This is a genomic window from Moorena sp. SIO3H5 (assembly GCF_010692395.1).
GTDB lineage: Bacteria > Cyanobacteriota > Cyanobacteriia > Cyanobacteriales > Coleofasciculaceae > Moorena.
Genome location: NZ_JAAHHS010000331.1, coordinates 1 through 8,737 on the forward strand (window position 1 = coordinate 1; position 8,737 = coordinate 8,737).

Here is an 8,737-nt window from a genome sequence, read left to right on the forward strand (position 1 = left end):
AAATTCACCACCGCCATCACTGCGACGCCATGCCCACCATTGCAGGAACACATAGGAGAGAATGTGCTAGCACTGATGCCAGCAGTTTCACTCCAACTAATCCCTCCGGCACCAACAGTGAGGGGAAAAAAGGCTAGTACATCCTGTTGGGTTACTTCCTGCACTTTTGGGATGAGTTGATGAATACCACCGACATGGTTAATGGCAACTACAGCAACTATGATTGCTCCGAGTAGGGCAAAAAAGAATTGGAAGAAATCCGTAGCTACTACGCCCCAAAGTCCAGCAAAGCCAGCGTAGACTAAGACTAGAATACTTACTCCTAATACACTCCAGAGTTTTACACTACTGGCTTCGGGCGCAATACCAAGGCTTTGCCAAATTTCTAGAGCACCTACTACTTTCACCATGGCTAGCATGGCATAGCCAATGGCAATACAGTTGATTGGTACCGCAAACAGAAAGGCTTTGGTTCCCCGTAATAGGGCAGCGATGGAGCCACCATAACGGATTTCGGTGAGTTCGGCATCAGTAACAATTTCTGAGCGTCGCCACATCCGGGCAAAGATGTAAATCATGATCAGATGGGATATGCCAAAACTCCACCATTCCCAGTTGCCCGCAATGCCTCGATTGCCAACTACCCCGGCAATGTAGAGGGGGGTATCTATGGAAAACGTGGTGGCAGCCATACTGGTACCTGCTAACCACCAGGGGAGCGATCGCCCCGAAACAAAGAAATCCACAAGACTGCCGGAAGCCTTGCGAGAGAGGTATAGTCCTAGCCCAAGGGACAAGACTAAGTAAACCAGGACAATCAGCCAATCAAGGAGTTGCATAAATTCCGGTTGCTGCTCACGGATTCAGCTATGATATCAGATTCGGATTTGGGGCGGGTCGGGAATCGGGAATCGGGAATCGGGAATCGGGAATCGGGAAAATAAGATTCTAAAATAGCACACTATTTTCGGTAGATGCAAAAAAAATGTAGACTTAATGTACTTTTAGCTACAAAACACTTGGAAGCATCAGCCCTAACCTAACTACATCAACATATATATATATGTAGTTATGGTAATTTCATCAGTTACAAAGGCAACGGGAAAATGGGGTAACCTCGATTCCCAAAGAGGTAATCTGAGTGAATTAGATCTATGGTGTATGATTTGTGGTGACTTCCACATGACGGCTGACCACTGGAAATTTATGGCAGAAGATATGCCTAAAGATCCAGTGGATATGATCGAAGACCTCACAAAAATGGGAGTTTATAAACCCGATACGTTTAAGATGGCAGATGCCGTTAATGCTGCTGATATTAGAAAGGCACTGCTACTAAAAGTAGCTGGTAAAGGGGACCCGAAGAGGGAGCAATTAGTTCTAGAGTTAGCTAAACAAGCTGGTGGTATCGAAAATGCTTTTGCTGCTGCCTTTGGTCCTAAAGCTGGAGAATTTTTCGGGGATGTAAGGCATTACAATAGTTTCAGCCGCCGCCGCTTCTTGAAAAATTTAGCAGTAGGTGCTGCATTAGTTACCCTAGCCAACTGTACCCCTAAACAGCAAACTCAGGATTTAAAGACGGGGGAGAATGAACCACCACCTAATGTAGACAGTCTAGAAAAAACAGACCTGAAAATTGGATTTATCCCCATTACATGTGCCACTCCAATTATTATGTCTGAACCTTTAGGGTTCTACTCCAAGTATGGTTTTAATGCCAAAGTAGTAAAAATGCCTAGCTGGGGTGCGGTTAGGGATTCTGCGATCGCAGGAGAACTGGATGCTTATCATATGCTAGCTCCCATGCCTATTGCCATGACGTTGGGTTTAGGTTCCGCCACCTTTGGAGTTAAACTAGCCAGCATCGAAAACATTAACGGTCAAGCCATAACTGTAGCTAACAAATACAAAGGTAAAATTAACGGTCCCGCCGATTTCAAAGGCTTCACCATCGGTGTACCTTTTCCTTACTCCATGCACAACCTCTTAATTCGTTACTACTTGGCCACTGGCGGAGTTGATCCCGATAAAGATGTCAAAATTCGCCCTGTTCCTCCACCAGATAGTATTGCTCAGTTGGTTGCAGGGGACATTGATGCTTACTTGATGCCCGATCCCTTTAACCAAAGGGCTGTCTATGAAGAGGCTGGATTTATCCACAAACTTACCAAGGAGTTATGGGAAGGACACCCCTGTTGTGCCTTTGCTGCAAGCGATGCTTGGATTGAGGAAAACCCCAACACTTTCCGCTCCCTCAACAAAGCAATTATCGAAGCTGCCGGTTATGCCCGTAACCCAGCCAATCGTCCAGAAATTGCCAAAGCCATCTCCGAAAGAGCCTTTTTGAACCAGCCGGTGGAAGTGGTGGAAGCTGTACTAACGGGTAACTTTGACGATGGTCAAGGTAACACCAAAGCTGTACCAGACAGAATTGATTTTGATCCCTATCCTTGGCAGAGCTTTGCGAATTGGATTTCTTCTCAGTTAGTGCGTTGGGATTTGCAAGGGGATGAAAAAGTCAAATCAGCTATCACCTCGGAAAAGTATGATGAAGTGGGTAAAGAAATTTTCCTCACAGATTTAGCTAGGGAATTGGCTCAGGAAGTGGGACAAACTCCACCTACAGAGATTTACCGTACAGAAACCTTGGAATTTGACACCTTTGATCCAGCTAAACCCCAAGAGTATGTGGATGAACAAATTAAAAAATACGGTTTTTAAAGGTAAGCATTTAGCCGTCAGCAGTCAGCAGTCAGCAGTCAGCAGTCAGCCGTCAGCAGTCAGCCGTTGGCCGTTGGCCACGCTACGCGAACAGCTTATTTTATTCAAAAGCTGATAGCTGATAGCTGATAGCTGATAGCTGATGGCTGATAGCTGATAGCTGATAGCACCTCAAGTAGCGTGCGCGTAGCGCTTAAGCTGACTAAGTCTACCTCACCAATATCTTTGCAGATAAAAGCAAATATAGCGTTTCTAGGAATCATGAGGTACACATTATTTTTTACCTCTTCCCTCTTCCCTCTTCCCTGCTCCCTACTCCCTGCTCCCTGCTCCCTAAAAACCAGAAATTGTACCTCACAAGTCGTATAATTGCTATACAACATGACATCAATACCCAAAAACGTAACTCACAAAAAACAACAACTCACAATCTTTGAAAATGAAAACTTCAGAGCTCTGTTGCTATTTATCGTTTCCCTAGGCATATTTTTACTGTTTTGGGAATTAGGGGCAAAGATGAAGATTTTTGCTAAGGGTATGCCCACTGCTTCCCTAACCATTAAGGAATTATGGTATTGGGTAACCCATCCATTTTATGACAATGGACCTAATGATTTGGGTATTGGTTGGAATTTGTTAATTAGCCTGCGGAGAGTAGCGATTGGCTACACGTTAGCGTCAATCATTGCTGTGCCTTTGGGAATCTTGGTAGGTATTTCCAAAATTGCCTTTAAAGCCTTTAATCCCTACTTCCAGCTTCTTAAACCGGTTTCTCCCCTGGCTTGGTTACCTTTGGGGCTGTATATATTCCGGAACTCAGAGATGACAGGGATTTTCATTATTACCATTGCTAGTATTTGGCCAACCCTAACCAACACAGCGTTTGGTGTGGCCAATGTTAACCCAGATTACCTTGATGTTTCTAAAATTCTGGGCGCTTCTAAATGGCGCACGATTTTTAAGGTGATTATTCCCGCTGCCCTACCTAACATCATATCTGGTTTGAGAATTAGTATGGGGATTTCTTGGTTGGTGATTGTGGCAGCAGAAATGCTATTGGGTACGGGTTTAGGTTACTTCATTTGGAATGAGTGGAATAACCTTTACATACCCAATATTCTGGTGGCCATTTTTATTATTGGGATTGTGGGTATTGTCCTTGATCAAATATTTGCCTATATTGAAAAACTGGTTTCTTTCGGTAAAAACTCCTCATGAATAATTATTATGAGTACTTCTTTTTATTCCAAGGGCCGTAAGGTCATTAGTGACAATGACAGTGACGCTCAAATTTCATTACGTCATATTTCAAAAACTTTCCCCGGTAAGCATGGTTGGTTTGATAAAATTACTGGGCAATCTTCTGCGGACTTTGTAGCTATCGAAGATATCAATTTAGATATTGAGCACAACACGTTTGTGTCGATCATTGGCCCGTCGGGTTGTGGTAAGTCTACCTTGCTGAATATTATCGCAGGTTTGAGTTCCGCCACCAGTGGCGAAGTGATTATCAATGGGCAACTTGTGACTCAACCAGGACCTGACCGGGGTATGGTCTTTCAAAACTATGCCCTTATGCCTTGGATGACTGTGGAAGGTAATATTAGGTTTGCGGTGGAAACTGTCTATCCTAAAATTTCTGCGAGGGAGCAAAAACGGGTTATTAAGGAAAATATCCAACTAGTGGGTTTAACCGGAGCAGAGAACAAACATCCTCACGAACTATCTGGGGGTATGCGACAACGAGTAGGTATTGCGAGAGCTTTGGCTATTAATCCCCAAATTTTGTTAATGGATGAACCGTTTGGTGCGTTAGATGCTCTGACTAGGGGTTTTTTGCAGGATGAAATCGAGCGCATTTGGGAGCAGCAGCGCAAAACTGCCATTATGATTACCCATAGCATTGATGAAGCCCTGCTGTTATCCGACCGGATTGTCATGATGACCAAAGGCCCTGCGGCGCGGATTGATGAGGTGCTTGAAGTGCCTTTCCCCCGTCCACGCGATCGCACTACGGTTGAGCATCATCCTGCCTATATGGAACTGAAACAGGAAATGGAAAACCATCTATATCGGGAAACTAGAGCGGTAGAAGAAGCAAGAATTCACTAAAAATTCTTCTATTAGTGTAAAATACCAACGATCAAAAATCAGGAGACATCAATTATGGCAATTGCAGAAATTACTAAACAGTTGTTAGCCGCAAAAAAAGAAAAAGGACTCACCTTTGAAGATTTGGAAAACGTTGTAGGTAGGGATGAAACTTGGGTCGCTTCTGTAATCTATCGTCAAGCTAGCGCAGATATGGAGGAAGCCACCAAACTAGTCACCGCTTTGGGTTTACCAGAATCCCTAGCTGAAGAATTAACCGTGCCACCTCTGAAGGGTTCCCTAGACCCTCAAATTCCTACCGATCCCCTAATTTACCGCTTTTACGAAATTATGCAAGTGTATGGTATGCCGATCAAAGCGGTGGTTCATGAGAAGTTTGGGGATGGGATTATGAGTGCTATTGATTTTTCCATAGAAGTAGAGAAAGTGGAAGACCCGAAAGGCGATCGCGTACAAATCATCATGTGTGGTAAATTCCTACCCTACAAAAAATGGTAGCTTAGGATGATTGATTATGTCGGGGTAAAAATATAGCATTTATCATACTCATGAGCGACATTGCTTATCCCTTTAAGGCAAAAGGCAAAAGGCAAAAGGCAAAAGGCAAAAGGCAATATTAGAGAGGGTTTTCAGCGATGCAGCGCGGTCTTGGTGGTTCCCCCCATGAGCGACTGCATCAAGACAGGGAATCAGTTTCAAAAACTGTACCTCATAACTGCGATAAACGCTATAATTTATCCCGACTACAAGGTTATTAACTACTATTCACTACAATTACGAAAGCAGAGATGTTATACAAAAGACGTAATCGACCACTGCCATTGGAATCGTTTTCTTGACCTCGGTAATTACAGGGTAGCCACAGGTTACTAGGGAATCAGTGTCAACTAAATCCAAAACCAAGAACACACTAAAACAGTTAGATAAACGGCTATTGTCTGAGTACATCACAGCCTTAGTTTGGTCAAAGCAAGGTAATTATCTAGCTATTGTTACTGCTGCAGGAGAACTGGCTTTATGGCAACAGGGTAATCTGGAAATTTTGACAGCCAGCCATGACTATACCCTAGACTGTGTGGGCTTTTCCCAAGATGGCAATTATCTAGCCACTGCTGGACAGAAAGGCAAGGTTAGTATCTGGCAATTGGGGGTCAATTCCCCCAAGTTTACGCTAAATACAACCCTGGATCAGGGCAACGCTTGGATTGACTCCCTAGCTTGGCATCCCCAAAAAAATCTATTAGCCTTTGCGGTCAATCGCCAGGTTAAGCTTTGGGATGTTAACCAAGGGCAAGTAATGGCAGAGTTAAACTTTGCAGACTCATCAGTTTTCAATATAGCTTGGCATCCCCAGGGTAAATTCCTGGCTGCTAGTGGCCATGGTAGTGTTAAAGTCTGGAACATTGAAAACTGGTCAGACCCACCAGAAACCCTTGAACTCCCTGGATCTAGTCTAGACTGTGCTTGGTCATCCAATGGTGACTATCTTGCTTCAGGCAATCTAGACCGCACTATTTCTGTACTTCACTGGGGTAATCGTTCCCACTGGTTAATCCAGGGATTTCCCGGCAAAGTCAGTAAAGTTGTTTGGTCTAATACTTCTGAGCCAGTTTTAGCTTCGTCTTGTCAAGATGCGGTAATTGTGTGGAAGTTTAACAACGAAATCAATAACTGGCAAAATCGTGTGTTACAACATGACCAAGCTATACAAGCAATTACCTTTGCCCCCAATTCATCCCTACTAGTTTCCGCTAGTAATGATGGTGGTATTCAACTATGGTCAAAGGCTAACAACCTTACCAAAATAGTCAGCGGAAAAATAAAATTTTCTTGTTTAGCGTGGAAACCTACTGGAGACTATTTAGCTGCCGGAGGGCAAAATGGTGAAGTAATAATTTTGCAAAATTCTATTTCCAGTTCCAGTCGGGGATTTGGTTAATAACAATGAACTTATTTAAAACCTCTAAGTCTAAAACTAATTCAGCTAAAATTAGGGAAATCAAAAACTGGGTTTATCACCACTTGGCAATAGATCCGGAAATACCTATTTCTGTTAGTCAGTTACAATGCCATGAACCAGATTGCCCTCCCTTAGAAACTGTAATTGCTATCATGATAACACCTCCCCAACAATATAAGATTCATCAATCTATAGAAGAAATTCAGGAACTAGACATCCAAAAACTTTAGAAAACTCATTCATTTTACTAGTCATGGTTGCAACTACTGTAAATAACGCTATACCCGTCACGGTTTTAACTGGCTATTTAGGAGCCGGTAAAACTACCTTACTCAACCATATCTTGACCTACGAACATGGTAAAAAGGTAGCGGTAATTGTTAATGAATTTGGGGAAGTTGGTATTGACAATAAGTTAGTTATTGATGCCGATGAAGAAATCTTTGAAATGAACAACGGTTGTATTTGCTGTACCGTGCGGGGAGATTTAATTAGAATCATCGGTAACTTAATGCGGAGACGGGATAAGTTTGACCATTTAGTCATTGAAACCACTGGGCTTGCTGATCCTGCCCCGGTAATTCAAACGTTTTTTGTGGATGAAGAGATTCAAACCCAGTTAGACCTTGATGCCGTGGTAACGGTAGTTGATGCTAAGCATATTTTAGAGCACTGGGATAGTGATGAAGCCCAGGAACAAATTGCTTTTGCTAATGTGATTTTGCTCAATAAAATTGATTTAGTAGACCCTCAACAACTGGAGGAGTTAGAGCAAAAAATCAAAGCCATGAATGGTTTAGTCAAAATTTATCGTACCCAAAACTCAGAGGTTGAGATGGATTCAGTGTTAGGAGTGCGGGCTTTTGACCTTAAACAAGCTCTAGACATTGACCCGGACTTGTTAGGAGAAGATGCTCATGAACATGATGAATCCGTTTTTTCCTTTGCCATTGTAGAATCAGGAGCAGTAGATTTGGAAAAATTAAACACCTGGCTAAGGGAATTATTACAGACCCAAGGTCCAAATATTTTCAGAATGAAAGGTATTCTTAATGTGATGGGAGAAGAGAATCGATTTGTCTTCCAGGGAGTACATATGATTTTTGATGGTCGTCCCGACCGTGCTTGGAAACCAGACGAAACCAGAAAAAATGAGTTAGTCTTTATTGGTCGCAATCTTGATGAAAACCAATTTCGTCAAGATTTCCAAGCCTGTCTTGTTTAGAGTTTTTTATAGCAATTATTATACTCACCAAATTGAAAACCGCTATCTATCTATGGAAACTAAACCACCCCTACCTCCTTTTACTTTAGAAAGTGCAACTGCTAAGGTGCAAGCTGCTGAAGATGCCTGGAATACGCGCAATCCCGAGAAAGTTGCTCTCGCTTATACCATTGATTCCGAATGGCGCAATCGTGCGGAATTTATTAGTGGTCGAGAGGAAATTATTGCTTTTCTGAAGCGAAAATGGGCAAAAGAATTAGATTATCGCCTGAGAAAACGACTTTGGAGTTTTATGGATAATCGGATATCAGTTTGCTTTGAATACGAGTGGCATGATGATTCTGGGTTTTGGTATCGAGCTTATGGTAATGAAAATTGGGAATTTGCTGAAAATGGTTTAATGAAGAGACGGGAAGCTAGTATTAATGATGTACCGATTAAAGAGTCTGAAAGAAAATTTTTGTGGGAACGGTCTGTAATTTCGTGACAGGCTTAGGGTGTGTTAGGGAGGTAAGCATTCAGCTATCAGCTATCAGCTTATGCGCTACGCGCACGCTACGCGAACAGCTTTTGAATAAAATAAGCTAAAGGCTGACAGCTGACGGCTGAATGCTTAGATGGGCAAATTCCCAGAGTTTCAATGCTCTAAAATCTCGAACTATTAAATTCTCCTGTTCTAGGTTTATTTTCAGCCGTCAGCTGTCAGCTGACAGCTGAAA

The 8,737-nt window shown here is 42.7% G+C and carries 9 protein-coding genes and 1 pseudogene; 9 read left to right on the top strand and 1 reads right to left on the bottom strand.

Annotated elements, in window-relative coordinates:
- Window positions 1–839, bottom strand: a pseudogene (locus F6K52_RS27160) (sodium:proline symporter); the annotation flags it as partial.
- 232 nt (window positions 840–1,071) lie between these two features.
- On the opposite strand from F6K52_RS27160, the gene F6K52_RS27165 reads away from it, so the two are divergent.
- The 9 genes from F6K52_RS27165 (at window position 1,072) to F6K52_RS27205 (ending at window position 8,505) form a co-directional block, all read left to right on the top strand.
- Complete coding sequence (locus tag F6K52_RS27165; RefSeq protein ID WP_293085709.1) at window positions 1,072–2,721, top strand: ABC transporter substrate-binding protein; 1,650 nt, start codon at window positions 1,072–1,074, stop codon at window positions 2,719–2,721.
- 381 nt (window positions 2,722–3,102) lie between these two features.
- Entirely contained in the window at window positions 3,103–3,939 is an 837-nt protein-coding gene (gene ntrB / locus F6K52_RS27170; protein ID WP_293085712.1) for a nitrate ABC transporter permease, read from the top strand.
- Between the two features lie 9 nt (window positions 3,940–3,948).
- Window positions 3,949–4,833, top strand: a complete 885-nt coding sequence (locus F6K52_RS27175; RefSeq protein WP_293085715.1) for an ABC transporter ATP-binding protein — start codon at window positions 3,949–3,951, stop codon at window positions 4,831–4,833.
- 54 nt (window positions 4,834–4,887) lie between these two features.
- Window positions 4,888–5,331 (top strand): cyanase, encoded by a 444-nt coding sequence (gene cynS, locus F6K52_RS27180; RefSeq protein ID WP_293072856.1) that lies wholly within the window; start codon window positions 4,888–4,890, stop codon window positions 5,329–5,331.
- 137 nt (window positions 5,332–5,468) lie between these two features.
- Complete coding sequence (locus F6K52_RS27185) at window positions 5,469–5,591, top strand: hypothetical protein (protein WP_293085719.1); 123 nt, start codon at window positions 5,469–5,471, stop codon at window positions 5,589–5,591.
- Window positions 5,592–5,713: 122 nt separating this feature from the next.
- The gene (locus F6K52_RS27190; RefSeq protein ID WP_293085723.1) at window positions 5,714–6,772 is read left to right on the top strand and encodes a hypothetical protein; all 1,059 of its coding nucleotides are present in this window, start codon (window positions 5,714–5,716) and stop codon (window positions 6,770–6,772) included.
- A gap of 5 nt (window positions 6,773–6,777) precedes the next feature.
- Window positions 6,778–7,023, top strand: a complete 246-nt coding sequence (locus F6K52_RS27195) for a hypothetical protein (protein WP_293085726.1) — start codon at window positions 6,778–6,780, stop codon at window positions 7,021–7,023.
- A 23-nt stretch (window positions 7,024–7,046) separates the two neighbouring features.
- Entirely contained in the window at window positions 7,047–8,018 is a 972-nt protein-coding gene (locus F6K52_RS27200) for a GTP-binding protein (protein WP_293085729.1), read from the top strand.
- A 52-nt stretch (window positions 8,019–8,070) separates the two neighbouring features.
- On the top strand, window positions 8,071–8,505 hold the full coding sequence (locus tag F6K52_RS27205; RefSeq protein WP_075905743.1) for a nuclear transport factor 2 family protein: 435 nt from the start codon (window positions 8,071–8,073) through the stop codon (window positions 8,503–8,505).
- Window positions 8,506–8,737 lie beyond the last annotated feature (232 nt).